The 26,606-nt window shown below is 62.6% G+C and carries 17 protein-coding genes; 7 read left to right on the top strand and 10 right to left on the bottom strand.

Features of this window, described 5'->3' with window-relative positions; genetic code table 11:
* Positions 1-75 precede the first annotated feature (75 nt).
* The 4 genes from JLC71_RS03255 to JLC71_RS03240 all read right to left on the bottom strand — a co-directional run bounded on the left by JLC71_RS03255 (position 76) and on the right by JLC71_RS03240 (position 5,766).
* Complete coding sequence (locus tag JLC71_RS03255; protein ID WP_200917248.1) at positions 76-2,193, bottom strand: putative bifunctional diguanylate cyclase/phosphodiesterase; 2,118 nt, start codon at positions 2,191-2,193, stop codon at positions 76-78.
* A gap of 67 nt (positions 2,194-2,260) precedes the next feature.
* Positions 2,261-4,060, bottom strand: coding sequence for a M61 family metallopeptidase (locus JLC71_RS03250; protein ID WP_200917247.1), 1,800 nt, complete (start codon positions 4,058-4,060; stop codon positions 2,261-2,263).
* Positions 4,061-4,081: 21 nt separating this feature from the next.
* Positions 4,082-5,350, bottom strand: coding sequence for a diguanylate cyclase (locus JLC71_RS03245; protein WP_200917246.1), 1,269 nt, complete (start codon positions 5,348-5,350; stop codon positions 4,082-4,084).
* 5 nt (positions 5,351-5,355) lie between these two features.
* Positions 5,356-5,766: an RNA-binding S4 domain-containing protein gene (locus tag JLC71_RS03240; protein WP_200917245.1), complete on the bottom strand. Its 411-nt coding sequence runs from the start codon at positions 5,764-5,766 to the stop codon at positions 5,356-5,358.
* A gap of 164 nt (positions 5,767-5,930) precedes the next feature.
* On the opposite strand from JLC71_RS03240, the gene JLC71_RS03235 reads away from it, so the two are divergent.
* Entirely contained in the window at positions 5,931-6,677 is a 747-nt protein-coding gene (locus tag JLC71_RS03235) for an SDR family NAD(P)-dependent oxidoreductase (RefSeq protein ID WP_200917244.1), read from the top strand.
* 45 nt (positions 6,678-6,722) lie between these two features.
* Here JLC71_RS03235 and JLC71_RS16390 read toward each other — a convergent pair whose 3' ends face one another.
* From JLC71_RS16390 to JLC71_RS03215, 4 genes are all read right to left on the bottom strand, one after another.
* Positions 6,723-8,198 (bottom strand): polysaccharide lyase, encoded by a 1,476-nt coding sequence (locus JLC71_RS16390; protein WP_374757614.1) that lies wholly within the window; start codon positions 8,196-8,198, stop codon positions 6,723-6,725.
* 181 nt (positions 8,199-8,379) lie between these two features.
* Positions 8,380-10,194, bottom strand: a complete 1,815-nt coding sequence (gene typA, locus JLC71_RS03225) for a translational GTPase TypA (protein WP_200917243.1) — start codon at positions 10,192-10,194, stop codon at positions 8,380-8,382.
* Positions 10,195-10,555: 361 nt separating this feature from the next.
* Positions 10,556-12,604 (bottom strand): phosphate acetyltransferase, encoded by a 2,049-nt coding sequence (pta, locus tag JLC71_RS03220; RefSeq protein WP_200917242.1) that lies wholly within the window; start codon positions 12,602-12,604, stop codon positions 10,556-10,558.
* Between the two features lie 247 nt (positions 12,605-12,851).
* The gene (locus JLC71_RS03215; RefSeq protein WP_200917241.1) at positions 12,852-13,898 is read right to left on the bottom strand and encodes an FUSC family protein; all 1,047 of its coding nucleotides are present in this window, start codon (positions 13,896-13,898) and stop codon (positions 12,852-12,854) included.
* Positions 13,899-14,220: 322 nt separating this feature from the next.
* On the opposite strand from JLC71_RS03215, the gene JLC71_RS03210 reads away from it, so the two are divergent.
* From JLC71_RS03210 to JLC71_RS03195, 4 genes are all read left to right on the top strand, one after another.
* Positions 14,221-15,534, top strand: a complete 1,314-nt coding sequence (locus JLC71_RS03210; protein WP_200917240.1) for a GGDEF domain-containing protein — start codon at positions 14,221-14,223, stop codon at positions 15,532-15,534.
* Positions 15,535-15,671: 137 nt separating this feature from the next.
* On the top strand, positions 15,672-17,114 hold the full coding sequence (gene mdtD / locus JLC71_RS03205; protein WP_200917239.1) for a multidrug transporter subunit MdtD: 1,443 nt from the start codon (positions 15,672-15,674) through the stop codon (positions 17,112-17,114).
* An 80-nt stretch (positions 17,115-17,194) separates the two neighbouring features.
* The gene (gene clpB, locus JLC71_RS03200) at positions 17,195-19,777 is read left to right on the top strand and encodes an ATP-dependent chaperone ClpB (RefSeq protein WP_200917238.1); all 2,583 of its coding nucleotides are present in this window, start codon (positions 17,195-17,197) and stop codon (positions 19,775-19,777) included.
* Positions 19,778-19,940: 163 nt separating this feature from the next.
* Positions 19,941-20,870 (top strand): alpha/beta fold hydrolase, encoded by a 930-nt coding sequence (locus JLC71_RS03195; RefSeq protein WP_200917237.1) that lies wholly within the window; start codon positions 19,941-19,943, stop codon positions 20,868-20,870.
* A gap of 37 nt (positions 20,871-20,907) precedes the next feature.
* On the opposite strand, the gene JLC71_RS03190 is transcribed toward JLC71_RS03195, so the two are convergent.
* Both JLC71_RS03190 and JLC71_RS03185 read right to left on the bottom strand, forming a co-directional pair.
* Positions 20,908-22,410: a methyl-accepting chemotaxis protein gene (locus JLC71_RS03190; protein ID WP_200917236.1), complete on the bottom strand. Its 1,503-nt coding sequence runs from the start codon at positions 22,408-22,410 to the stop codon at positions 20,908-20,910.
* Positions 22,411-22,592: 182 nt separating this feature from the next.
* Positions 22,593-24,218 carry an ABC transporter ATP-binding protein gene (locus JLC71_RS03185; RefSeq protein WP_236250960.1) on the bottom strand — a complete coding sequence of 542 codons (1,626 nt, stop codon included), beginning with the start codon at positions 24,216-24,218 and terminating at the stop codon, positions 22,593-22,595.
* A gap of 175 nt (positions 24,219-24,393) precedes the next feature.
* Here JLC71_RS03185 and JLC71_RS03180 point away from each other — a divergent pair, with 175 nt between their 5' ends.
* Complete coding sequence (locus JLC71_RS03180; RefSeq protein WP_200917235.1) at positions 24,394-26,118, top strand: potassium/proton antiporter; 1,725 nt, start codon at positions 24,394-24,396, stop codon at positions 26,116-26,118.
* 98 nt (positions 26,119-26,216) lie between these two features.
* Positions 26,217-26,591 carry a DUF2502 domain-containing protein gene (locus tag JLC71_RS03175; RefSeq protein WP_200917234.1) on the top strand — a complete coding sequence of 125 codons (375 nt, stop codon included), beginning with the start codon at positions 26,217-26,219 and terminating at the stop codon, positions 26,589-26,591.
* Positions 26,592-26,606: the final 15 nt, after the last annotated feature.

Genomic DNA, 26,606 nt, shown 5'->3' with positions numbered 1-26,606 from the left:
GAGGTTGTGACGTCTAGACCTATTTAATCCAGACGAAACAAAAGGCCGCACAAGCGTGCCGATCCGTCGTGCTGCTCACGGAACCAGCACGCTCGCCATGTTCGGCGGCGTTTGTGGCAGGGCAAAGCCGGTTTCCATCCAGCGCACCAGCTCATCAGCCGGCATCGGACGGGCAATCAGATAACCCTGAGCTTCGTCGCAGCCCATCACCGCCAGCGCCTGCCAGATGACGGAGGTTTCAACGCCCTCGGCAACGACGTCAAGCCCAAGGATATGACCCAGCTCGATGATCGAACGCACGATAGAGATATTCTCGAAATTGTGTTCCAGCTGGTCGATGAAGGTGCGATCGATCTTCAGCTCATGCACCGGCATCTGCGCCAGATAACCGAAAGAAGAATAACCGTTACCGAAATCGTCAATCGACAGCAGCACGCCAAGCTGGCGCAAACGATCGAGGTTGTAGAGCAATTGCTGCGGCCGGCGCATCATGCCGGTTTCGGTGATTTCCAGGCACAGTTGCAGCGGCTGAATGCCGTGCTGGCGCAAGGTACGATCGACAAAACTCACGAAGGAATCGTCTTCGACGTCGCTCATGCCAACATTCACCGAAATGCAAAACGACAAACCGGCTTCATTCCAGCGAACGATCTGCGCCACCACCTCGGCGATCACCCAATGCGTAATCGCCCGCAACTTGCCGGTTTGCTCGGCAAACGGGATGAACTCGTCCGGCGCGATCCAGCCGCGTTCCGGATGCGCCCAGCGTATCAGCGCCTCGGCTTTCTTGACCGTTCCATCGCGCAATAGCGCTTTGGGCTGGTAGTGCATTCTGAACTGACCCTCGTCAATTGCGCCCCGCATATCGGCGAGCAAAGCGGTGTGATTGCGTCGGCGAGCCTCGGTTTCGGGACAATAGATCGCATAGGCCGAATGATCCCGCTTCGCCAGATACATGGCGACTTCGGCGTGGTGCAACAGCAGCTCGGCGGTTTCACCATGATCCGGGTAGGCCGCAACACCGATCCCCACCCCCAGATCAAGCCGCTGCCCGCCGACGATGACCGGATCCACCAGCGCGCCATCAAGGAGCCCCAGTAATTGCGGCAAGGCGCTGAGTCTGGCCCCTGGAAACAGCAAGGCAAACTCATCCCCTGGCAGGCGCGCGCACAGCTCGCCTTGCTGGTGCATCAAACCGGCAAGCCGTCTTGCCAGCGCGATCAGCATGGCATCGCCGGTCTGGTAGCCAAGGTAATGGTTGACGTATTTGAACTGGTTGATGTCGAGGAGCAGCACGACAAAAGGCGACGCCGATTCATCAATGCGCGCCTGCATCAAGTCAAGCATGCGTACCCGGTTGGGCAAGCCGGTCAGACTGTCTTCAAACGCCTGCTGCATGATCAGCCGTTCGCGTTCCGCGACGGCTTCGCTCATGGCATTGAAGTTGCGCGCCAGCTCGCCAAGCTCGCCACGGCCGCGCGGAGTCAGCCGGATGGTGTAATCACCCTCGCGCATGCGCCGCACCGCCCCCAGCATCGCGGTAATCGGCCCCGCGGTGCGCCAGGCGAGCAAGTACGACAACAAGAGCCCGAACAGGAAAACCAGCCCGCCGATGCCAAACGATTGCAGCCGAGCCTTTTGGAGCGCGGCGGAGTAGGAATCCCCATCGATCATCGCCGCGATCACGTAACGCCGCGCGCTATTGGGCGGCCCGGGCAGAAAAAGGATGCGCGCCGAACGGTCTTGAATGCGGACTTCGGTCGCATAGACTTCACCACTCGCAAGCGTTGTGCGGAGCACATCCGCCGACACATCGAGAGGGGTTGCGAGGTTGACCAGGGCGCCTGCGACCAACTGCGGCCGATCGCCGTCGAAAGCGTAGAAAGCCAGCCCACTCAGGCCAGCGATGCGGCAATACCGCGTCAGCGCAAATTGCGATTGCACCGGGTCACTGGGTTCGTCGTCGATGAACAGCGCATCGTGCGAGACCAGACTCTCCGGCAACAAGCGCTCTGCTGCGGCGGCGGCGGCACGCAGACGCCCATCGGCCTCCGCCCTGATCGCAGACGCCTTAAGCTGATAGACATAGGCAGCACAGCAGCCGGTAATGATCAGATTGATCAGCAGAAAAACCAGCAGCATCCGGCTGCGAAGACTGAAAAACCAGCCAGGTTCGGGTCGGGGAACGCGCATTCTGTGGTCCGTGTTGATTCACTTTCTCAATTTACACGACACCCCGATAACTTACCAAAAACTTAACTCAAACCATCAACCAGGATAAACGACGACCATTTTCCGCCTGCTCCCGCAACCTGAGCCCCCAGGTATCGCTACTCGCGGCCTGCAGCTGCAGCGTTCGTTCGATCAACTCGTCGCGGCGAAACGCATGTAGCGCCACTTTGCTACCGGCCGGATAAGCCGCCAGAACGGTATCCCGATTGGCGGCCGTCACCCTCAATCCGTCCAGCGCGATCAGCACATCGCCGGCGGACAAGCCCGCAAGCTGTGCTGCGCCGCCATCGAATACCTGTGCCAGCCGTATGCCAACCGGATCGGCGCCCACGCGTGCACCGATACTGACCCCGGGAGTGATAGTGCCATCGCGCCATCCCCCCTTGTCGCCACCGCCCAAGGGCGGGCGCTGTTGTACCTCGACGCCAAACTCGCCCAGCAATTCGGCCACCGGCAGTTCTTCGGTCGAGCGTAGCGCCAGATCGAAGAAGGCCTTGAGGTCGATGCCGGCGACTTCGCTGGCCACCGCTTCCCACTCGGCTTCACCGACGCCGCGCCCTTCGTGCTCGAAATCGCGGCCGAAACGCTGCCACAGCACCCGCATCACATCGTCGAGGCTCTTGGCACCGCCGGAATGTTTGCGGATGGTCAGATCCAGGCACAGCGCCGCCAGCGCGCCCTTGGTGTAATAACTGACCAGCACGTTCGGGCTGTTCTCGTCCTGGCGATAGTATTTGACCCAAGCGTCGAGGCTGGCTTCTTCCAGCGTCTGCCGTTTACGCCCCGGCGTGCGTTCGACCCCGGTCAGCGTTTGTGCCAGCAGGTCGAGGTATTGCTGCGGGGTGATGATGCCGGCACGCAGCAGCATCAGGTCGTCGTAATACGAGGTAATGCCTTCAAATGCCCACAGCAAGCGCGAGTAGTTTTCGCCGCTCAGATCGTAGGGTGCATACGCGGCCGGCTTGATGCGCTTGACGTTCCAGCTATGAAAATATTCGTGACTGCACAGGCCAAGGTACTGGATGTAGCCGGTCTTGCGATCGGTCTCGTGCGCCAGCGGCAGGTCGTTGCGCGCGGTGATCAGCGCCGTGGAGGCGCGGTGTTCAAGCCCGCCGTAACCATCGCCGGTCGCCACCGTCATGAACAGGTAGCGGTCGAACGGCGCCGGCTCGCCGAACAAACGGATTTGCGCCTCGCAGATCTTTTTCAGGTCTTTTTTCAAACGCTTGAAATCGGTGCGATGCCGGCCGGCGATCACGATCTCGTGCGGCACGCCGCAGGCCTTGAATGCATCCCGATCAAACTCGCCCAGCTCGACTGGATGATCGATCAGCTCGTCGTAGTCACCGGCGCGGTAGCGGCCAAAGCCATCGTCTTTGGTTTTGACTGCCGGCAGCGTGGTCGCAAGCCGCCAGCCTGCCGCCGCCTTGCCACGCGGCGCGACGATCTCGACCTCGCACGCTTGCTGTTCCTGCCCGGCGACGGCCAGAAACACGCTGGTGCCATTGAAGAAACCGCGTACGTCGTCCAGATAGGCGCCACGGACCGACAAATCGAACGCATAGACCCGATACGTCAACGTCAGCGCGCGGCTGACCGGCGCGGCCTGCCAACGATGCTTGTCGAGCTTGGTCAGCGCCACCGGCTCACCGTGTGAGCTGGCGGCGATGTCGGTGATATTGCGGGCGAATTCGCGCACCAGATAGCTGCCGGGTATCCACACCGGCAACCAGACCATCTGCCCGGCCGGATCCGGCTCGGCGATGGTGAGCGTGACATCGAAATAGTGTGCGGCGAGATCGGCCGGCTGGATGCGATAGTGCGGCATGAACGTCCTGTTTGTTCCGGGTCAGCGGGCAAGGCCGACCTGATTGCGGCCGGCGGCCTTGGCCTGATAAAGCGCGGCGTCGGCGGTTTCGATCAATTGTTCGGCGTGCATGCCGTTAATTAACTGGGCGACGCCGGCGCTGAACGAAATCGCCATGGACTCACCGTTGGCGCTGGCATGGCGAAACTCGCCAAAGCGCTCACGCAGCACATCGACCTGTTGCGCCGCACGCAGCAGCGACGTATCGGGAAACACGATGGCGAACTCCTCGCCGCCGTAACGACCGACCAGATCGGCGCCGGGAAAGGCCTGTCGCAGCAAACGCGCCAAGCTCTTGATCACCCGGTCACCGACCGCATGGCCGTGCTGATCATTGACCGATTTGAAATGATCGATATCGATCATCGCGAAAGCCAGCGGCCGCACCGTTTCGTGCGCGCGGGCAACTTCCTGCAGCAGCCGTTCGATCAGATGTGTGTGGTTCAGTAGCCGGGTCAGGCTATCGCGACTCATCAACTCGCGCAGCCGGCGATAGCGGTCGACCATCATGGTGACGATGTCGATCAGCTCGTCCGGGTCGTTGTTCTTGACGAGGAAATCGTCGCCGCCCATGCGCCGCGCCGACAACTGCCGGCCACGCTGGGTTTCGCTCGACAGGAAAACGATGGGAATACCGTCGAACGCCGGATTCTGCCGCAGCACCCGCGCCAGCTCGTCGCCGGTGCATTCGGGCATGTACATGTCCAGCAGGATCAGTTCGGGCTTCTCCAGCGCGATCAACTGCGGCACCTTGAGCGGATTCTTGACGCTGCGCACGCGCATGCCGGCCATGGTCAGCACATTGCTGGCCCAGTGGGTCAGCATGTCCGAATCGTCGACGATCAATACCCGTGCCTGTTGCGGTGATTGTGCTTCGAGCATCCGGTCGATCTGGTCGATAAGCCGATGACTATCGAAGGGTTTGGGCAGGAAGTCGCTGACGCCGGCACGTGCCAGCTCGATCTGCTCCTGCGCCGGCATCGGCTGCGACAAATAGACCATCGGGCCATCGTGCAGACGCACGATCATTGGCAGGATCTGCGGCAAGGTCATGTCCTCGCACCCCGTTTCATCCACCAACACCGCCAACGGCGGGTCACCGTGAATCGCCGCCAGCACGGCGCTTGCGCGGGCAAAAGCGATACACCGCAGGCCGAACAGCGACAATTGATGAACAATATCGTTCGCATACGCCACATTGCGGCACAACAGGTAAATCGGCCCAGCACTACTAGGCGCATCGAAGGACATGGGCTTCAACCTTGCTGCTTGCGGGAGAAATCGTGGAGCTGGCGGCGCCACTTCTTGGTTGGCCGGCCTTTGGAAAGCGGATGTTCGAAATTGGGCTCCAGGGTGCGCTCCTGCGCCTGTTGCAGCCGCCTGGCCTCGCTTTCGGGTGTTTCCTCGTACAGCGCCCGCGCCACCTCGGCCGGGCCGCGCCGATCCGCCAACTGCGCAACGACGACGCCAAACTCGCCATGGGCGGTAAGGATACGCAAACGGTCGCCGATCTTGACGGTGCGCGCCGGCTTGGCGCGGTCGCCGTTCAAATGCACGTGGCCGGCGTCGATCGCGTCGGTCGCCAGCGAGCGTGTCTTGAAAAAGCGGGCGGCCCAGAGCCATTTATCCAGCCTGACCTTGGTCGAGGCATCGTCTTGTACGGGCATGGCGCAGTGGTAATGAAGGTGATGCCGTGATGGTACTACGCGTTCCGCTCTGCCGTGCGGCTGGCGGTACGCAACTGCGCCGCTTGAAAGAGGCCGTAACTGCGTGTTGCCGTGCCCCCCCGGCTCGGCGCACGCTAGCGCCATCACCCGCCAAGGAGAGTCCAATGATCGTCGTCGTCACCGGCGCCAGCGCCGGATTCGGCCAAGCCATCGCTCGCCGCTTCGTCGCCGAAGGCCACAAGGTGATCGCTGCGGGCCGCCGCATCGAACGGTTGCAAGAACTCGCCGCCGAGCTCGGCCCGGCCTTGCTGCCGCTGCAACTGGATGTGACCGACCGTGACGCCGTTGCCACGGCGTTCGCCAGCCTGCCCAGCGGGTTCGCCGCGATTGATCTGCTGGTCAACAACGCCGGTCTCGCGCTCGGCGTCGAGCCTGCCTACCGCACCGATCTCGACGATTGGGAGCGGATGATAGACACCAATATCAAGGGTCTCGTCTACTGCACCCGCGCACTTTTGCCCGGCATGGTCGAACGCGGTCGCGGCCATGTCGTCAACATCGGCTACACCGCCGGCGAATGGCCCTACCCCGGCGGCAACGTCTACGGGGCGACCAAGGCGTTCGTGCACCAGCTCAGCCACAACCTGCGCGCCGACCTGCTTGGCACACCGGTACGCGTGAGCAATATCGAACCGGGCCTGGCTGGCGGCACCGAGTTCTCCAGCGTGCGCTTTCACGGCGACGCCAGCAAGGCCGATGCGGTCTACCAGAACACCCAGCCGCTTTCGGCCGACGATATCGCCGACACCGTGTACTGGGTCGCCTCACGTCCGGCGCACGTCAACATCAACAACGTCCAGCTGATGCCGGTGTGCCAGGCCAACGGGCCGCTGGCCGTGCATCGCGGCTGATACAACAAACCCGCCAGCGGCGGGTTTGTTGTTAGTGAGGTCACGTCAGAGCCAGGGCTCGGTCAGCTCGATCCACTTCTGGCCGTTGTCGAGCCGCAGCGGCGAATAGACCTGAAAGTAGGCATCGAGCAGGCTGCTGACGAGCGGATCGACGTTGGCGGCCACGTAACCGCGCGCCTTGAAATAGCGGTAAACGCCGTTGCCGTCGATACGGAACACCAGGCTGTTCTGCGCATAGCTCTTGCCGGTCTGCCACTGGCCATAACCGCTAAGCGGATCGCTGTACGGTGGCGGCGTCTTGGCCGTGTCGACCAGCGCCAGCGGGCTCGCCGTCGAGACGCGGAAGTCGTCAAAGTAGGCGTACTGGTCGCTCGACGGCGCCCAGTCGGTGCTCGAACCGCCGAAGAAGGTATCCATCTTGATCGCCGAGACGCCCACCGCTGCGGCATTGCGCAACAACAACCCGCTTTGCTGCAGCACCAGCTTGCCGTCGACCCACTGACGGAACTGCCCGTTGGCCTGACCGGCGTCGCCCAGCACCACCTGCTGCGTCAGCGTGTACCAGACGCCCGGCTTGAACCGGGTCGCCACCGCATAATAGTCGCCACACTCGTCCTTCTTGCCCGGATAGTACTGGTAGCTGAAACCGACGCCGTTTTCACGCCACATCAGCCGAGTAGTGAAACCGTCGAAGCTGCCGTTGGCAATGCAGCCGGTCGGCGTGTCGCCACCGCCGAGCCCCGGCAGCTTGCCGCCCTTGACCCAGGTAAACGCGTTGTCGAAGCGCAGCTTGTACTGCAGCCATAGCTGGCCGTAGCTGCCGGCCAGCGGTGCATCGAAGGTCATCGCCGAGTTGCCGCCGACCTGGCCGGCCTTGTAGGTAACGCGCAGCACCTTGTTCGCCTGATTGTCCGGATCACCGGCGATGGCCAGTCGCCCGGCTGTGACGCCGGTCGATTCGCCCGGCGCGATGCCCCAGTCGGACTGGAACGCCGACGCGGTATAGAGGCCGATGGCGTCATTCTCGAAGGTGTTCTGCAACACCCAGCCACCGGGCACCGAAGTCGGAGTCGGAGTCGGAGTCGGAGTCGGAGTCGGAGTCGGAGTCGGAGTCGGAGTCGGAGTCGGAGTCGGCGATGGTACGGGCGTTGGCGTTGGCGTTGGCGTTGGCGTTGGCGTTGGCGTTGGCGTTGGCGTTGGCGTTGGCGTTGGCGTTGGCGTTGGCGTTGGCGTTGGCGTTGGCGTTGGCGTTGGCGTTGGCGAGGGTGTCGGGGTCGGCGAGGCGCTGCAAGTGCCGCCGATCGTCCACAGTGTCGGCGTCGCCGCCGGGTTCCAGCCGGTACCGACGTAGGCGGTATGGGTACTGCGCGCGGTGTAGACCGCCCCGCCATACGTCACCGTGTCGCCAACGGTATAGGTAGTGCCCTCGGCCCAGCCGCCGCGGCAGGCGGCGTGGCTGACCACGGCGAGGCCGAACATGGCGACAGCCAAGCCGCCATGCATCAGGGTTGTGCGCTTCATCTCTCTCCACCTTTGGCGTCATGCGCCTTGTTATCGTGCCCGGCTCGAACCGGGCGTGTAGCACGATAAAGTCGACAACAAAACGGGGCAAGATGGGAGCGGCGAGCGTGGCGCACAGCGCGACGGACGGCGAAAAAAAACGGAGCCCAAGGGCTCCGTTTTTTGGCTGCGGCGAAACGAATCAGCCTTCGCTCTTGGAAGCACGACGACGTTCGTGCTCTTGCAGGTGACGCTTGCGGATACGGATCGATTTCGGGGTGATTTCGACCAGTTCGTCATCATCGATGAACTCGACCGCGGATTCCAGCGACAGCTTGATCGGCGTGGTCAGGCGAACGGCTTCGTCGGTGCCCGAAGCACGGACGTTGGTCAGCTGCTTGCCCTTGATCGGGTTCACAACCAGGTCGTTATCACGGCTATGGATACCGATGATCATGCCTTCGTACAGCTTGTCGCCCGGCGACACGAACATGCGGCCGCGGTCTTCCAGCTTCCACAGTGCGTAGGCAACGGCTTCGCCGTTGTCTTGCGAGATCAGCACGCCGTTGTGGCGACCCGGCATATCCGGCTTCACCGGTGCGTAGTCGTCGAACACGTGGCTCATCAGGCCAGTGCCGCGGGTCATGGTCATGAAGTCCGACTGGAAGCCGATCAGGCCGCGTGCCGGGATATGGTATTCGAGGCGGGTACGACCCTGGCCGTCGGATTCCATATTGGTCAACTCGCCACGGCGACGGCCGATTTCTTCCATGATGCCGCCCTGGTGTTCGTCTTCCAGGTCGATGGTCAGGTTTTCATACGGCTCGCACTTCACGCCGTTGACGTCCTTGTAAACCACGCGCGGCTTGGCGACGGCCATTTCAAAGCCTTCGCGACGCATGCTTTCCAGCAGGATGGTCAGGTGCAATTCGCCACGACCCGAGACGCGGAAGATATCCGCATCAGCGGTGTCTTCAACGCGCAGCGCGACGTTGGTCAGCAGCTCTTTGGTCAGACGGTCGCGGATCTGGCGCGAGGTCACGAACTTGCCTTCAGTACCCGCCAGCGGCGAGGTATTGACCATGAAGTCCATGTTCAGCGTCGGCTCATCGACACCCAGAACCGGCAAACCAACCGGATTTTCCTTGTCGCAGATCGTCACACCGATACCGATGTCGTCCAGGCCCGAGATGATGATGATGTCGCCGGCTTCGGCGCTTTCAACCGGTACGCGATCCAGACCTTGGAAACCCAGCACCTGGTTGATACGGCCGGTGGCGACTTGTTCGTCATGGTTCATCACCACGACTTGCTGGCCCGGCTTGATGCGGCCGTTAACGACCTTGCCGACGCCAAGGCGGCCGGTGTAGGTCGAGTAGTCCAGTGCCGACAATTGCAGCTGCAGCGGTGCATCCGGATTGCCCGGTGGCGACGGTACATGCTTGAGTACGACCTCGAACAGCGGACGCATATTGTCCGACTCTTGGGCCAGTTCGAGCTTGGCAAAACCGTTCAGACCCGATGCATAGATGATCGGGAAATCGAGTTGTTCGTCGGTCGCGCCGAGCTTGTCGAACAGGTCGAACGTCTGGTCAACGACCCAGTCCGGACGTGCGCCCGGACGGTCGATCTTGTTGATCACCACGATCGGCTTCAGACCCAGCGCCAGCGCTTTTTTGGTCACGAAGCGGGTTTGCGGCATCGGGCCTTCGACCGAATCGACCAGCAGCAAAACGCCGTCGACCATGCCGAGCACGCGCTCGACTTCGCCGCCGAAGTCGGCATGCCCCGGGGTGTCGACGATGTTGATGTGGGTGCCTTCGTAATCGATGGCGGTGTTCTTGGCCAGAATCGTGATACCACGTTCTTTTTCAAGATCGTTCGAGTCCATCACGCGCTCGTCAACCTGTTGGTTGTCGCGGAATGTGCCGGATTGGCGCAGGAGTTGGTCGACCAGGGTGGTTTTACCGTGGTCGACGTGGGCAATGATGGCAATGTTGCGAAGGGCGCGTGTCATGGAATGCTGCAAGGGTTTGGGTAAACCGTAGATTCTATCACGCGTTGATGACGATTCGCTTTGGCCACTATGACCGCTTGGCATAAATCGCCTGTCACCAGCCGGTCGTTGCCCGCCTCAGCGATGCCTTTTCAGGCGTGCATGCAGCGCCATTCCGAAACAACCTGCACCGCAAGTGCGGCATGGCGCTGATTTGTACTGATTTGTAATTGATTGGAATTTTTTCGAACTGGAGACGGTATCGGACGGTGCGATGCCACATCGTCCAGCCCCATCGTTCACCGATTGATGAGCAGAATGATGCGCCATGAAAAACGCCGACCCACAGGTCGGCGTTTGCTGGCCATCAACCGTCAGACTATCAGCGCTTGGCATCCATTTGCGCAGCCTGAATCGCCGTCAGTGCGATGGTGAAGACGATGTCGTCGACCAGCGCGCCGCGCGACAGATCGTTCACCGGCTTGCGCAGGCCCTGCAGCATCGGCCCAAGGCTGATCACGTGCGCGCTGCGCTGCACCGCCTTGTAGGTGGTGTTGCCGGTGTTCAGATCCGGGAACACGAACACGGTGGCCTGGCCGGCAACCTTGCTGCCCGGCGCCTTCTGCGCGGCCACATCGGCCGTTGACGCGGCGTCGTATTGCAGCGGGCCGTCGAGCACCAGCTGCGGATACTTCTCGCGGGCCAGCTCGGCGGCGGTGCGAACCTTGTCGACATCGGCACCGGCGCCGGATTTGCCGGTGCTGTAGCTGATCATCGCCACCTTGGGGTCGACGCCAAAGGCTTGGGCGCTGTCGGCGCTTTGCTTGGCGATGTCGGCCAGTTGTTCGGCGGTCGGGTTCGGGTTGATCGCGCAGTCGCCGTACACCAGTACCTGATCGGGCATCAGCATGAAGAACACCGACGAGACGATCGACGAGCCCGGCGCGGTCTTGATCAATTGCAGCGCCGGACGCACGGTGCTGGCAGTGGTGTGGACGGCACCGGATACCAGGCCATCGACCTTGTCGACCGCCAGCATCATCGTGCCGAGCACGACGGTGTCTTCAAGCTGCTGCAGCGCCTGGCCTTCGGTCAGGCCCTTGCTCTTGCGCAGCTCGACCATCGGTGCGACGTATTCCTGACGAACCAGATCGGGGTCGAGGATTTCCAGCGACGCCGGCAGGGTGACGCCCTGCGCAGCGGCAATCGATTCGATGGTCGCGCGCTTGCCGAGCAACACGCAATGCGCGATGCCCTTCTCTTCGCAAATGACCGCAGCCTTGATCGTGCGCGGCTCGTCGCCCTCCGGCAGCACGATGCACTTCTTGGCGGCGCGGGCCTTGCTGATCAACTGGTAGCGGAAGGCCGGCGGCGACATCCGCACCGATGCCGGCACCTTGACCCCGGCGATCAGCAAATCGGCCGACAATTGCTCGGCAACGGTATCCAGTACGGCGTTCATCCGTTCGATGTCGTCGGCAGCAACGGCCTGCGGCACCTGGGCGATGCGGGCGGCGGTACCGTAGCTGTCGGTATCGGTGCGCAACACCGGAATGCCGCTATGCAGCGCCATCGCGGCAAATTCGCGAATGCGCGGGTCGGGCATGCTCGAATGCGTCAGCAGCAGGCCGGCGAGCTGCACGCCGTTTTTCGCCGCCAGCGCGGTGGCGAGCATGATGTCGTCGCGGTCACCGGCGCTAACCACCAGCGCGCCGGGCTTCAGGCGCTCGACCACTTCGGTCACCGAGCGCGCGGCCACCACGGTTTCAAGGACGCGGCGCTTGCTGATTTCGCCCTCGATCAGCACTTCGGCGTTCAGATGGCGTGCCACATCCAGCGTGCGCGGTGCCATCAGCAAGGCGTCGAAGCGCACCACGCCCCAGACCGGGATGCCATCGATCGCCGGTTGTGCCGCGGCGTCGAACGTTGCCGGTGCCTTGTTGAAAATCACCCCGGCCACGTTCAGCCCTTCGTGCCTGAGCTGTGCGGCCAGCACCTTGACTTCATTGACCGCGCCCGCCGCACCGGCGTTGACAACCAGCACCGTTTCCGCGTGCAGGCTGCGGGCGATATCGGCATTCAGCCCGGCGGTAAAGGCGTTGTTCGGATCGACATGCAGGCCTTCGACCACCAGCACATCGGCACCATGCGCCGCGCCCATGCACAGGCTGACGATGTCTTCCATCAGCTCGTCGTTCTGGCCGGCGGCAACGCGAGCAATCACCTGACCGGTGGATAAACCGTTCGGGGTCTCGATCTGGCAGATTTCGCGGGCGAAATGCGTCGAGCGCTCGATTTCGTGATTGTCTTGGGACACCGGCTTGATAAAGCCGACCTTCAAGCCCTGGCGTTGCAGCGCGCGAACCACGCCCAGCGAGACCGAAGTCAGGCCGACGTTCTGGCGTGTTGGAGCAATGAAGAATGTCTGCATGGTTACCTATCCCTTTGCAATGGCACCTGCGTGCCTGAGCCACTGATTTGAATGGAGGCGCCCGGTTTTCCCTTGTCATGACAAGGTGCATACCAAGGCGTTCAGTCTGAATTCCGTTGTCGCAAATGTAGTTCATCGCCCAGCTTGCGGGATGGTACTTGTTACGCCACCCGCATGAACCTTGCTTGATATCACGATTGCGTTTCACAACCATTGACAGCGCTGCGAAATACGTCAATTGAATTGACTATATGCCGCGCCGACGCTTGGGCGATTGTGCCGCTTCAATGCGTGGCAGCAGGCGCAGATACATCATCGCGCCCAAGCCGCAGATCACGCAGCCGACCACGGTGTCAGCCATGCGCGCCAGCGCGAAGTCGGTCGCTGACAGGCTGCCGCGCAAAATACCGAAATCAAGCAACACCATCACCAAGGCGGTGATCGGGATCACCGCCACCCAGTAATTACGCGCCTGCGCCGCCGGCAGCCATGCCGCCATCAGGGTCACGCACAATGCCAGCGCCCATTCGGCGCGAACAAAATGCACAATCAGCGCACCGAGCACGGCGCCGAGCAGCGAGCCGGCCAGACGTTGAATCAGCTTATGGATGCTGTGGCGCGGGTCATAAACGGTGACGATGACGATGGTCAGCGGCACCCAGTAGGCGCGCGTCAACCCCAGCCAATGGCCAACGATGTAACCGACGACGACCAGTACCATAAAGTAGAAGGTAAACGCGCCATTGGTATGCCGGCGGCGCAGCAGATGTCGCGCGGCATCGCGCAGCATCGGCGCGCTTTGCGGTTCGGGCCGGCGGGTGATGGCCAGATCGGCCAGCACCGCCAGCATGCCGGCCAGGCCGCCGACAATCAGATAAGTGCCGCACAGCGGCGGTAGATCGGGCGCGCTGTCGCCGAACAAAAAGGCAATCAGCCAGTATTTGCCGATGAACTCGGCCGCGCTACCCGCTCCCTGTAGCCAACCCGCCACCGCGGTGAAACCAATCAGCAGCAGCAGCGACGCCCCCGGCACCAGATGCCCGGCCACACCGGCAATCCCGGCCAGCAGCATGCCCACGGTCATATACAGGATCGCGGCCAGCCGTTCGCCGGTATCGCCACCGCTGTCGACAAATAAGGTGTAAAACCCTGCCACCGCGCCATAAACCGCCGGAAGAAATTCGCCGCGCACCAGCGCGATGGCCAGCGGCAAGCCGACGGCAATCACCGCGCGCAGCACCCGGCGCCGGTTGATCGGGGTGCGCTGCAAGATCAGGGCAGGATGAATGGGCATGACAATGCGTCGCGATACTAAGGGGGCAGAAAGCGCGGAATGTACGGGGAGCGCGCACGGTTGGCATTGGTAATGATGACGTAGTCCTACGCTAGCACTTACACATTTGCAACACTGCGCCCACGCCAGCATTTGCATTCATGCACGAGGAAGGCAAGTCCGCCTTCGCGCAGCGCGGCACTATACACATCTGTTAATCGCCCGCTTGTGCCCGCGGGAGCTAACGGCTTTACTGTCGCGCCCCCTTCACCGGCTCAACTTGTTCTTGCGACGAAAAAACCGTTCTAATCAACGGTAGCACCCTTTATCCGACGACTGTGTAATGGACTCTCCCGACACCACCCGACGCCTGCGCATTGCTGTTGTTTCGCTGCTGCTCATCAGCATTGCGCTCTTGCTATGGCAGCAACTGGGCCTGAACCGCGTTCTGCGCATCGATGGCAACACCTCCTATCGTCTCCAGGCCATCGACGACAGGGATGACGGCGGTGCATCGCTGGCCACGCTCACCAAGGATGGCAAGCGGCTGGTTTTCGACTGCACGCTGAGCGATCGCTACGAATGGCCGTTTTGCGAGCTGGCGATCTGGCTGAGCGAGCAGCCACAGGATGGCGTCAACTTCTCACGCTTCGAGACCATCGCCTTCAAGCTGCACAGCACCAGCACCGGTACGCGCCGGCTGCGCTTCTTTATGCGTGACTTTGATTCGGGCAGCGCCAAAGCCGACGACCCGCTGACCTGGCGCCTTAATGAACTGCAATTCGAGCCCCACGCCGACGGCCGTGAAATCCAGGTGCCGCTACGCACCTTCAACGTCGCCTCGTGGTGGCTGGTCAACAACCATATCCCGGTAGAGCGCTCGGCAGTGGAAATGCACAACGTGCCCGTGCTGCTGCTCGATACCGCCGGCGTGCGCGAAAACGCCCGCCAGCGCATCGTCATCGACTACATCGAATTCCGCGGCAAATGGGTCAAGGCCGATGAAATGGCCTTCCTCATCATCGCCCTCTGGTTGTGCGCAGCCTTGGCCTATCTGCTGCAGTGGCGCGTCGGCATGCGCAGCAAACTGGCGCACAGCCGCGAACGCGAAACGCAGCTCAGCCGGCTGAACGCCGCGCTGATGCTGGAAAACGCCAAGATCGGCGAGAAGGCCAAGCGCGATCCGCTCACCGGCGCACTCAACCGCGCCGGCATTCGCGACGCACTACTCGATGAGTCCGAGCGCGCGCTGACCGAAGAGCGGCCGTTGGCGGCCATTTTTTGCGACATCGATCACTTCAAGCGCGTCAACGACGAACACGGTCATGCCATGGGCGACAAGGTGCTGCAGCAGTTCACCGCCACCATTCGCAAGCGCATCCGCCAGCGCGATTATCTGGTGCGTTGGGGCGGCGAGGAGTTCGTGGTGTTCTGCCCCGACACCTCGCTCGAACACGCCAGCCAGCTGGCCGAATCGCTGCGCACGACCATTGAGGCCAACACCTGGCCCACCGGACAGCGATTGACCTCCAGCTTCGGAGTAACGACGCTCAAGTCAGAACCGTTGGCGGATTTTCTGGAGCGCGCCGACCGCGCCCTGTACGACGCCAAACGCCAGGGCCGCAACAAGGTCGTCACACAGCCGCCACCGGACTAAAAATCAACATGCATCATAGTTGTTAATTACAACGCAATAAAGATGCTGAAATTAATAATCAATATGTTTAGTATTTCGTAGTATTACTACGCAATACCGAGCGAAGCCTTCCCGCTTCCCCGGTTGGGAAGGCCAACATGAACACCAAACATCCCTCTTCGACACGCTGGCTGCTCTGGCTGGTGGCGATCGGTTTCTTCATGGAAACGCTCGACGCCACCATCGTCAACACCGCCTTGCCGTCGATGGCGCACAGCCTGGGCGAAAATCCGCTGCGGATGCAGTCGGTCGCCATTGCCTACATCCTCACCGTCGCCATCCTGCTGCCCGCCAGCGGCTGGCTCGCCGACCGCTTCGGCGTGCGCCGCATCTTCCTTTGCGCCATCGCACTGTTCACCACCGGCTCGCTCGCCTGTGCGCTGGCGCCCAACCTGGGCACGCTGGTATTCGCGCGAATCTTGCAAGGCGCCGGCGGCGCGATGATGGTGCCGGTCGGCCGGCTGACCGTGTTCAAGGCGGTGCCGCGCAAGGATTTCATGGCGGCGATGAACTTTGTCACCCTGCCCGGCCTGATCGGTCCGCTCGTGGGGCCGACGCTCGGCGGCTTTCTGGTCGAATACGTGTCCTGGCACTGGATCTTTCTGATCAATCTGCCGATCGGCTTGCTGGGCATGCTGGCCACCTGGCGGCTGATGCCCAATTACGCGCTTGAACGCGGCCCACGCTTCGATATTGCCGGCTTCATCCTGATTGCCACCTCGATGGCGATGCTGACGCTGGCGCTCGAAGGCGCGGGTGAACTGCACCTGACCATGGCCGCGGTCGTACCGATGCTCGCCGTCGGCTTTGGCGCGCTGCTGCTGTACTGGCAGCATGCCAATCGCGCTGAAGCACCGCTGTTCAGCCCGCGTCTGTTCCAGATCCCCAGCTTCGCCATGGGCGCCGCCGGCAGCTTTTTCGGCCGCATCGGCACCGGCGCGCTGCCGCTGCTGACGCCGCTGTTCCTGCAAATGGGCCTCGGCTTCAGCCCGATGCACGCCGGGATGATGTCGATCCCGACGGTGATCGGCGCCATGTCGATGAAACGCGTCGTCGTCGGCACCGTGCAGCGCTTCGGCTACCGGCGAGTGCTGAGCTGGACCACCGTGCTGCTTGGCCTGACCGTCGTCGGCATCGGCCTGTGCGGGCTAGCCGGTTATTACCCGCTGATGATGGTGTTCATGGTGCTGCAGGGCGGCCTCAACGCAACCCGGTTCTCGGCGATGAACACCTATATGCTCAAGGATCTCGACAACAGCCTGGCCGGCAGCGGCAATAGCATGATGTCGATGATCATGCAGCTGACCATGAGCCTGGGCGCCGCGCTGATCGGCCTGTTGCTGGCGGCCTTCGGCGGCCACTTCGCCACCGAAACGCGCGAGCTGCATACGATGTTCCTCGCCACCTATCTGTGTGTCGGCGTCGCGCTGATCGCACCGGCACTGTTGTTCGTTCGCATCGACGAGCGCGTGGCACCGGCCGGTGACAATGAACCCGAAGTGCAAGGCACCAGTGTGCAAAGTGCCAGTCGTTCCCTTTGAGCAGCCAAGGGCTTTGCGCTTGAAATGCCGCCCCGCCCCACCATCTAGCATGCATAGAGAAACATGCCGAGGGGGCAACCATGCGATTCGACAAACTCACCACCAAATTCCAGGCGGCCTTCGCCGATGCACAAAGTCTGGCGCTGGGTAACGATGCCGGCTTTATCGAGCCGGTGCACCTGTTCGCCGCGCTGCTGAACGACAGCGACTCGGGCGCCAGCGCCCTACTGTCGCGCGCCGGCGTCAACGTGCCGCCGCTGAAAACCGCCGTCAACGACGCGCTGACCCGCCTGCCCAAGGTGGAAGGCACCGGCGGCGAGATCAACGTCTCGCGCGATCTGGCCAACCTGCTGAACCTGACCGACAAGGCCGCGCTCAAGCGCGGTGACCAGTTCATTTCCAGCGAACTCTTCCTGCTGGCGCTGACCGACGACAAAGGCGAAGCCGGCCGCTTGCTGAAACAGCATGGTGGCAACAAGGCAGCCGTTGAAGCGGCGATTGAAGCTGTGCGCGGTGGCGCCAGCGTCAATGACGCCAATGCCGAGGAACAACGCGAAGCGCTGTCCAAGTACACCGTCGACCTGACCGAGCGCGCCCGCGCCGGCAAACTCGATCCGGTGATCGGCCGCGACGACGAAATCCGCCGGGCGATCCAGGTGCTGCAGCGCCGTACCAAGAACAACCCGGTGCTGATCGGCGAACCCGGCGTCGGCAAGACCGCCATCGTCGAAGGGCTGGCGCAGCGCATCGTCAACGGCGAAGTGCCCGAGTCGCTGAAGCACAAGCGGCTGCTGGTGCTCGACCTGGCCGCCCTGCTCGCCGGCGCCAAGTATCGCGGCGAGTTCGAGGAACGCCTCAAGGCCGTGCTCAGCGACATCGCCAAGGATGAAGGCAACACCATCATCTTCATCGACGAAATCCACACCATGGTCGGCGCCGGCAAGGCCGAAGGGGCCATGGACGCCGGCAATATGCTCAAGCCGGCGCTGTCGCGCGGCGAGCTGCACTGCCTCGGCGCGACCACGCTCGACGAGTACCGCAAGTACATCGAGAAGGACGCCGCGCTCGAGCGCCGCTTCCAGAAGGTGCTGGTCGACGAACCGAGCGTCGAAGCAACGATCGCGATCCTGCGCGGTCTGCAGGAGAAGTACGAGATCCATCACGGTGTCGACATCACCGACCCGGCGATTGTCGCCGCGGCCGAGTTGAGCCACCGCTACATCACCGACCGCTTCCTGCCCGACAAGGCCATCGACCTGATCGACGAAGCCGCGGCCAAGATCAAGATGGAAATCGACTCCAAGCCGGAATCGATGGACAAGCTCGAACGCCGCATCATCCAGCTCAAGATTGAGCGCGAAGCGGTCAAACGCGAGAAGGACGAGGCGTCGCAGCGCCGTTTCGGCCTGATCGAAGAAGAAATCGGCACGCTGGAAAAAGAATATTCGGATCTGGAAGAAATCTGGAAGGTCGAAAAGGCCGCCGTACTTGGCTCGCAATCGGTCCGGGAAGAAATCGAGCAGACGCGCACGGCGATGGACGCCGCGCAGCGCCGTGGCGAATGGGACAAGGCCTCCGAGCTGCAATACGGCAAGCTGCCCGAGCTTGAAGCCAAGCTCAAGGCCGCCGAAGCGGCCGAGGGCCACGACAAGCCGAACCGGCTGCTGCGCACGCAGGTCGGCGCCGAGGAAATCGCCGAGGTCGTCAGCCGCGCCACCGGGATTCCGGTCAGCAAAATGATGTCGGGCGAGCGCGAGAAGCTCTTGAACATGGAGGATGCGCTGCACAAGCGCGTGATCGGCCAGGACGAGGCGATCACCGTGGTGTCGGATGCGATCCGCCGTTCGCGTTCGGGTCTGGCCGATCCGAACCGCCCGTACGGTTCCTTCCTGTTCCTCGGGCCGACCGGGGTCGGCAAGACCGAACTGACCAAGGCGCTGGCCGAGTTTCTGTTCGATACCGATGAGCACATCATCCGCATCGACATGTCCGAGTTCATGGAAAAGCACAGCGTGGCGCGGCTGATCGGCGCGCCGCCGGGTTATGTCGGCTATGAGGAAGGCGGTTATCTGACCGAAGCGGTGCGACGCAAGCCGTACAGCGTGATCCTGCTCGACGAGGTCGAAAAGGCACACCCGGACGTCTTCAACGTGCTGTTGCAGGTGCTCGACGATGGCCGGCTCACCGATGGCCAAGGTCGCACGGTCGACTTCAAGAACACCGTGATCGTGATGACCAGCAACCTCGGCAGCCAGCAGATCCAGATGATGGCCGGCGAGGATTACCAGCTGACCAAGATCGCCGTACTGGCCGAGGTCAAGGCGCACTTCCGTCCCGAGTTCGTCAACCGGATCGACGAGATCGTCGTGTTCCACGCGCTCGAACAGGAGCAGATCAAGGGCATTGCCGCGATCCAGCTCAAGCGCCTCGAAAGCCGCTTGGCCGCGCTGGAAATCGGTCTGGAAGTCAGCGAAGCCGCGCTGGCGCAAATCGCCGAAGCCGGTTTCGACCCGGTCTACGGTGCACGGCCGCTGAAGCGTGCGATCCAGAGCGAGATCGAAAATCCGCTCGCGAAGCAGATTCTGGCCGGCGAATTCGGCGCCAAGGATGTGGTTCGGGTCGACGTCAACGTCGACAACGGCAAGATCAGCTTCAAGCACTAGAGCAGCACACGCAACGGACAACACCCCTCTTGCAGGGGGTTGTCCGTTGTCACGCCCTGTTTCGGCATAATGACAACTTGATCCCTTCTCGTGCGCCCCGATGTCCAAAAGATCGGGGCTTGACGCGGGGATGCCCGCCGGGCCGGAATCGAATGGAGACGACATGCCCCAAGCCAGTGCCAACGGACTGAACATCGAATACGAGCGCTTCGGCAACAGCGACCATCCGGCCGTGTTGCTGATCATGGGCCTGGGCATGCAGCTCGTCGGCTGGCCCGACGAGTTCTGCCAGTCGCTCGCCGCCGAAGGTTTTCAGGTCATCCGCTTCGACAACCGCGACATCGGGCTTTCCAGCCATCTCGACCACCTCGGCAAACCCAACCTGCCGTGGAACCTGCTCAAGCGCAGCCTCGGGCTGACCATCAAGGCACCTTACTCGCTCGACGATATGGCTGCCGACGCGCTGGGTCTGCTGGATGCGCTCGGCATTGCGCAAGCGCACGTCGCCGGCGTGTCGATGGGCGGGATGATCGCCCAGCTCGTCGCGGCCCGCGCGCCGGATCGGGTGTTGAGCCTGGCCAGCATCATGAGCACCAGTGGCGCCCCCGGCCTGCCCGGGCCTCAAGCTGCGGCGCAGGCCGCGCTTATCCGTCGCCCACCGCGGGGCAGCAATACGCCCGGGCAACGCGAGATACTGGTCGATTTCATGCAGCGCAATTTCGAGGTAATTCAAAGCCCTGGCTTCCCCACCTCAATCGAAATGCAAAAAGCGCGAATCCGCCGCGCGCTGGATCGCGCCATTCATCCGGTCGGCGTGTTGCGACAGTTGATCGCCGTCGCCGCAGCGCCGGATCGCAGCCCGCTGCTTGCCACCATACGCGCACCGAGCATGGTCATTCACGGCAAAGACGACCCGCTGATTCCACCGGCCTGCGGTCATGATGTCGCGAGCAAAATACCCGGCGCACGCTGGGTCGAGGTGCCGGGAATGGCACACGACATGGCACCGGGCGTGTGCGTGCGACTGCTCGAACTGTTGCCGGCGCATTTTCGCGTCGCGGCGCCGCAACAGGATCACCAGCCGGTAATCTAGTCACCCGCTGCCGGCGCACGACGCCGGCTCGCCTCGCTCAGAGCGATTTTTCGAACTGCCGCAGCAATGCGTGCAACTCGTGCGCGACCGCTTCCAGCTGCCCGGCAGCACCGCTCATGCCGGTGATCGCGGCATCATTCTGCTCGGACATCGCGCTGATCCGCGCCATCCGTACCGCGACATCGCTGGCGGCCTGCGATTGCTGCTTCAGCATCGTGTCGATCTCGTGCGACGACAGCGCGACGCCTTCGCTGGCCTCGCAGATCTGCTGCAGCGTCCGGTCGCAATCGTCGATCATCGCCGTACCGTGCCGCACCGCATCGACCGCCTGTGCCATGCTCGTCAGCGCCAGCCCCGCGCGCTCGGTGATCGTGGCAACGGTCGCCGTGATCGCTCCGGTGCTCTCGGTGGTGCGCTCCGCCAGCTTGCGCACCTCGTCGGCCACCACGGCAAAACCGCGCCCCTGCTCGCCGGCTCGCGCAGCCTCGATCGCCGCATTCAGCGCCAGAAGATTGGTCTGGTCGGCAATCTCGCCGATCGTCTGCGCCAGCATGTTGATGCTGCGCACCGCTTCGGACAGCGTATTGATCGTCTCGCGGGCATCGTCAACCACGCCGACCACCTGCTGGGTGGCCAGCTGCGCCGAATGCATTTCGCCGCTGCCGCGCCGGGCGAGCCCGCCCGCTAGATCGGCATGCGCAGCCCCCTGACGGGTCGAATCCTGGATTTCACCGACCGAGACCGTGAGTTCTTCCAGCGCAGCGGCCACACCGGCCACGCCATCGGACTGGGATCTCGCGCGCTCGGTCATCCTCCCCGCTTCGGTCGCCACCAAGCCGGCATGCGCCTCGACGGTGTTGGCCGCGGAAACTACGTCGGCCATGATGGCGCGCAGATTGATCCGCATGCCTTCAATCTGCAGCAGCAGCTGCGAATACTCGCGCGGCGCCTCGGTACGGGTTTCGGCGCGGAAGTTGCCTTCGGCCAACTGGCCGATCGCGTCGCTTGCCGCGCGCAGCGATGCGCCCCAGCTCGCACGCAGCCACACCCAGCCGGCAACTGCAGCAGCGAGTGCCGACGGCAGGCAGTAGGCCGGCGGCAACACCAGTGACAGCATGGAAAACATCAGAATCAGTGCCAGAACAATCGCGAGTCGCCACTCCAGCGCCATCGTGCGCGCCCAGCGGGTGGCAGGCAGCACGGCATTGCCGGCGTTGACCCCGGCATACAGCCGCTCGGCGGCCTCGACCTGTGCCTTGCTCGGCACATTGCGCACCGACATGTAGCCGGCTTTTTCGCCATTCTGGTACAGCGGCGTGACAAACGCCTCGACCCAGTAGTGGTCGCCGCTCTTGCAGCGGTTTTTCACTACCCCGCGCCACGGCTGATCGGACTTCAAGGTTTGCCACATGTCGTCGAATGCCGCCGAGGGCATCTCCGGATGACGCACGATGTTGTGCGGGCTGCCCTGCAGCTCCTCGCGAGCAAAGCCGCTGATGTCAACAAAGGCGGGATTTGCATAGGTGATGCGCCCCTTCAAATCCGTTTTGCTGACAAGTGGTCGACGCGGGTCGACCTTGATTTCCCTGCCTGTAACTGGTTCGTTTCGACGCACGCCAATACCCCTAATTTTCTTATGGTTATAGTGACGAGCGGCATGTTAACTCAATCCATCATGAAATGCTGATAGAACAAATCTGATTGAAACATTTATGAAACAGTTCAAATCGGCCCGGATACGGGCGGCAGCGCAGCAGCGGAAATCAGCGACCTTGTGTAAGTATTCGCCGGAGATGCGAACACGGCCTCCACGCCTCCCTGCTCCACGATCCGGCCAGATTCGATCACCATCACCCGGTGCGCCATCGCGCGGACGATGGTCAGATCGTGCGTGATCAGCAAATAACTCATGCCATGCCGGTGCTGCAACTCGGCCAGCAAGCTCAGCACCTGCACCGCAATATGCGCATCCAGCGCAGACGTCGGCTCGTCGAGCACCAGAATATCGGGGGAAACGATCAGCGCACGGGCGATGGCAATGCGCTGGCGCTGGCCGCCGGAAAACGCGTGCGGATAACGATCGATCACCTCGGCGCCAAGCCCCACTTCGGCCAGCGCGGCAACCACCCGTGATCGACGCTCTGCGTCGCCCAGTTCCGGCTGATACACACGCAGCCCTTCGCCGACAATCTCTCCGACCGTCATTCGCGGTGACAGCGAGGCGAACGGGTCTTGCAACACCACCTGCAAATGCCGTCGCGCCCGTCGCAGCGGTGCGCCGGTCAGCGTATCGAGTGGCACCGTGCCATTGTCGCCGTGAAATTCGATCTGTCCTTTGGCCTCGCGCACCAGCCGCAACACCGCCAAGCCCAACGTGGTTTTGCCCGAGCCCGAGGCGCCGACCACACCCAGCGTTTCACCGCGCGAGAGCGAAAAATCGGCCGACACCAGCGCATCGAAATGCTCGGGCCGGCGAAACCAGCCGCGCGAGCGGCGATAGCGGCAGTGCAGGCCACGGGCTTGCAGCAGCAGCCTGGCATCGTCGGCCAGTGGCCGGGCCAGCCGGATGCTGCGTGCCGCCAAGAGCGCCTTGGTGTACGGATGCGTTGGCGCGGCGAACAACGTCGCCGTGGGCGCCATTTCGACGATGCGGCCCTCGTGCATCACCGCAACCCGATCGGCAAAGTCGCGCACCAGCGGCAGATCGTGCGAAATCAGCAGCAAGCCCATGCCCGATTCGGTCGCCAACGATTTGAGCAGTTCCAGAACCTGCCGACGCAAATGGGCATCAAGGGCAGTCGTTGGTTCATCGGCAACCAGCAGTCTGGGCGAGCCGGCCAGCGCAATCGCCGTCAGCACGCGCTGGCGCTGCCCACCCGACAGCTGGTGCGGAAAACTCGCCAGCATCCGCCGTGGATCATCAAGGCCGACGCGCGCAAGCAGGCTCGTCATTTCAGCCTGCGCCGCCCGGCCGGACAAACCGCGTTGCAGCGCCAGCGCCTCGCCCAGTTGCGCGCCGACGCTCATCACCGGATTCAGCGCCGACAGTGGCTCCTGAAACACCATGCCGATACCACCACCGCGCAAGCGGCGCAGCTGCTTGGGCGACATCGCCAGCACATCGTTGCCTTCAAAGAGGATACGACCGCGGCAACGCGCGTCCGGATCAAGCCGCATCAGCGCGCGGGCGGTGACGCTCTTGCCCGAGCCTGAACCGCCGACAATCGCCAGCGTTTCACCTGCGGCCACGGTAAAGCTGACGCGATCAACGGCCGGCACTACGCCATCGGCGTAATGCACGCTAAGTGCTTGCACATCAAGGAGCGGCGTATCGGCTTGCGGCATCATGGGATCATCTTATGTTACAAACCAGCATCCCCGCTGCATTTGGCACTCGCTTGCCAGCCTGGCAGCAAAGCGTACGAGATTCGAGCTGGAAACGGGGCTACAGCGCCGCTACTCGCGCTTCGCCACCGGCAACCTGCACGGGGCATTTTCTGACCACAGATTTTTCTGGTTTTCAATGGCACAACTCAATTACTGGCTGCTGCTTGGCAGCTTTTTGCTCCTGCTCGCTACGCTGTCGAGCACCATTACCGCCCGGCTCGGCCTGCCGCTGTTGCTGGTTTTTCTCGGTGTCGGCATGCTCGCCGGCGACAGTGGCCCCGGGCAAATCCAGTTCAGCAACTATCCGCTCGCCTTTGGCGTCGGCAATGTCGCACTGGCGGTGATTCTGCTCGCCGGTGGCCTGCAAACCCGGATCCAGAGCTTTCGGGTTGCGCTCAAGCCCGCCTTATCGCTGGCCACCGTCGGCGTGCTGGTCTCGGCCGGCTTGGCCGGTGTGTTCGCACACTGGTTGCTTGATCTGCCCTGGCTGCATGCGCTGCTGCTTGGCGCCATCGTCGGCTCGACCGATGCCGCTGCGGTATTTGCGCAGCTGCGCTACGGCGGGGTACGCCTGAACGAGCGGGTCGGCGCGACGCTGGAGATCGAATCGGGCGCCAACGATCCGATGGCGATTTTTCTGGTGGTCACATTGCTGACCGTGGTTTCGGGGGCCAGCCAGCCCAGTGCTACGGGCATGCTGATCGAATTCGTTCGCCAGTTCGGCCTGGGGGCCGTCGGCGGGCTGGCTGGTGGCTGGCTGATCTCGCGGGCGGCATCACGGTTCAGCCTGGCCGAAAGCCTTTACCCCTTGCTGATCCTCGGCGGCGGGCTGATGATCTTTGCGGCCACCAACAGTCTCGGTGGCAGTGGTTTCCTCGGCATTTACCTTGCCGGCCTTGTCATCGGCAACCGGCCGCTACCGGCCAGCGAGAGCGTGCGCAGCATGATGGATGGCCTCGCCTGGCTGGCACAGGCGGGGATGTTCCTGCTGCTCGGCCTGCTGGTAACGCCGAGCCGACTGCTACCGGAAATCGGCCCCAGTCTCGCCTTCGCGGCACTCCTGATGTTCATTGCCCGACCGATTGCCGTGGCGCTGTGCCTCATTCCACTGAAATTCAGCCGCCGCGAGATCCTCTTTGTCAGTTGGGTCGGGCTACGCGGCGCAGTCCCCATTGTCTTGGCGACATTTCCCATCATGGCCGGCGTCAACGGCTCGGTCGCGCTATTTGATATTGCCTTCGCCGTGGTGCTGGCCTCGCTGCTGATCCAGGGCACGCTGGTGCCGTGGATGGCCAAGCGTTGCCGGGTCGAAGTGCCCGACTATCCCGAGCCGCTGGCCCGACACGGTCTGCGCCAACCGGGACGGGCAGACTGGCAGATCGTTCAGTATCGCGTCGTTGCCGGTGCGCCAGCCGAGCACAGCATGCCACACACGGCACCGCACCTCGAACACGGCCGGGCCAAACCCTTGGCCGTGTTGCGCGGAGTTCGACTGATGCTACCGCGCCAGGCCGAGCACCTGCGCGCGGGTGATCTGGTCGTGGCCGCGGCAACCGAACATGCCTTGCCCGATTTGGGCCGCTGGTACGGCGAGGCGCAGAACACCCGCATGGCCTATGAGCGGACGTTCTTCGGCGATTTCGTCATTGATGGTGATGCGCCGCTGCTGGCCATCGCCGAGCTGTATGACTGCCCGGTCGCCGAGAACGAGGCCGAATTCGACGTTGCCGCACTGATACACGCCAGACTCAATCGCCCCGCCGTCGTTGGCGATCAGGTCGACTTTGGTTCGATGACGCTGATCGTGCGCGAAGTCGAGCGCGGACGGATCACCCGCGTCGGTTTGAAACTTGGGCACTGAAACGGCTTGCCCCCTTCTTCGAGAATGTGAGTCGGAACACAGCCAAGATCACGTTCGGCCGGTACACTAAATCAATGCTCGATAACAGGATGAACACCATGAAAAAGATCTTGCTGATCGGTCTGCTCGCCGCGCTGCCGATCTTCGCTCGGGCTGCCGACGTCAACATTGGCATCTCGGTACCCGGGGTGTCGGTTTACATCGGTGATCGCGACGATCGTGGCTACTACTGGTATGACGGCCAATGGCGCGATGAGCGCTGGTGGCAGTCTCACCCGAAATACCACCCACGCTACGGCAACCGCGATCCGCACGGCCGTTACTGGGACGGCGGCCATTGGCGCGACGAAAAGTGGTGGAAGAAGAACGCCAAGAAGTACGACAAGAAACACGGTAACAAATACGATGACCACGATGACGACCGCCGTGGCTATCACTGCCCACCCGGGCAAGCCAAGAAAGGCAATTGCTGAGCGCGTTTTGCCCCG

The organism is Jeongeupia sp. HS-3, from assembly GCF_015140455.1.
Classification (GTDB): domain Bacteria; phylum Pseudomonadota; class Gammaproteobacteria; order Burkholderiales; family Chitinibacteraceae; genus Jeongeupia.
Note: the sequence above shows the minus strand (reverse complement) of the source record. Positions and strands in the feature narration are given on the sequence as shown.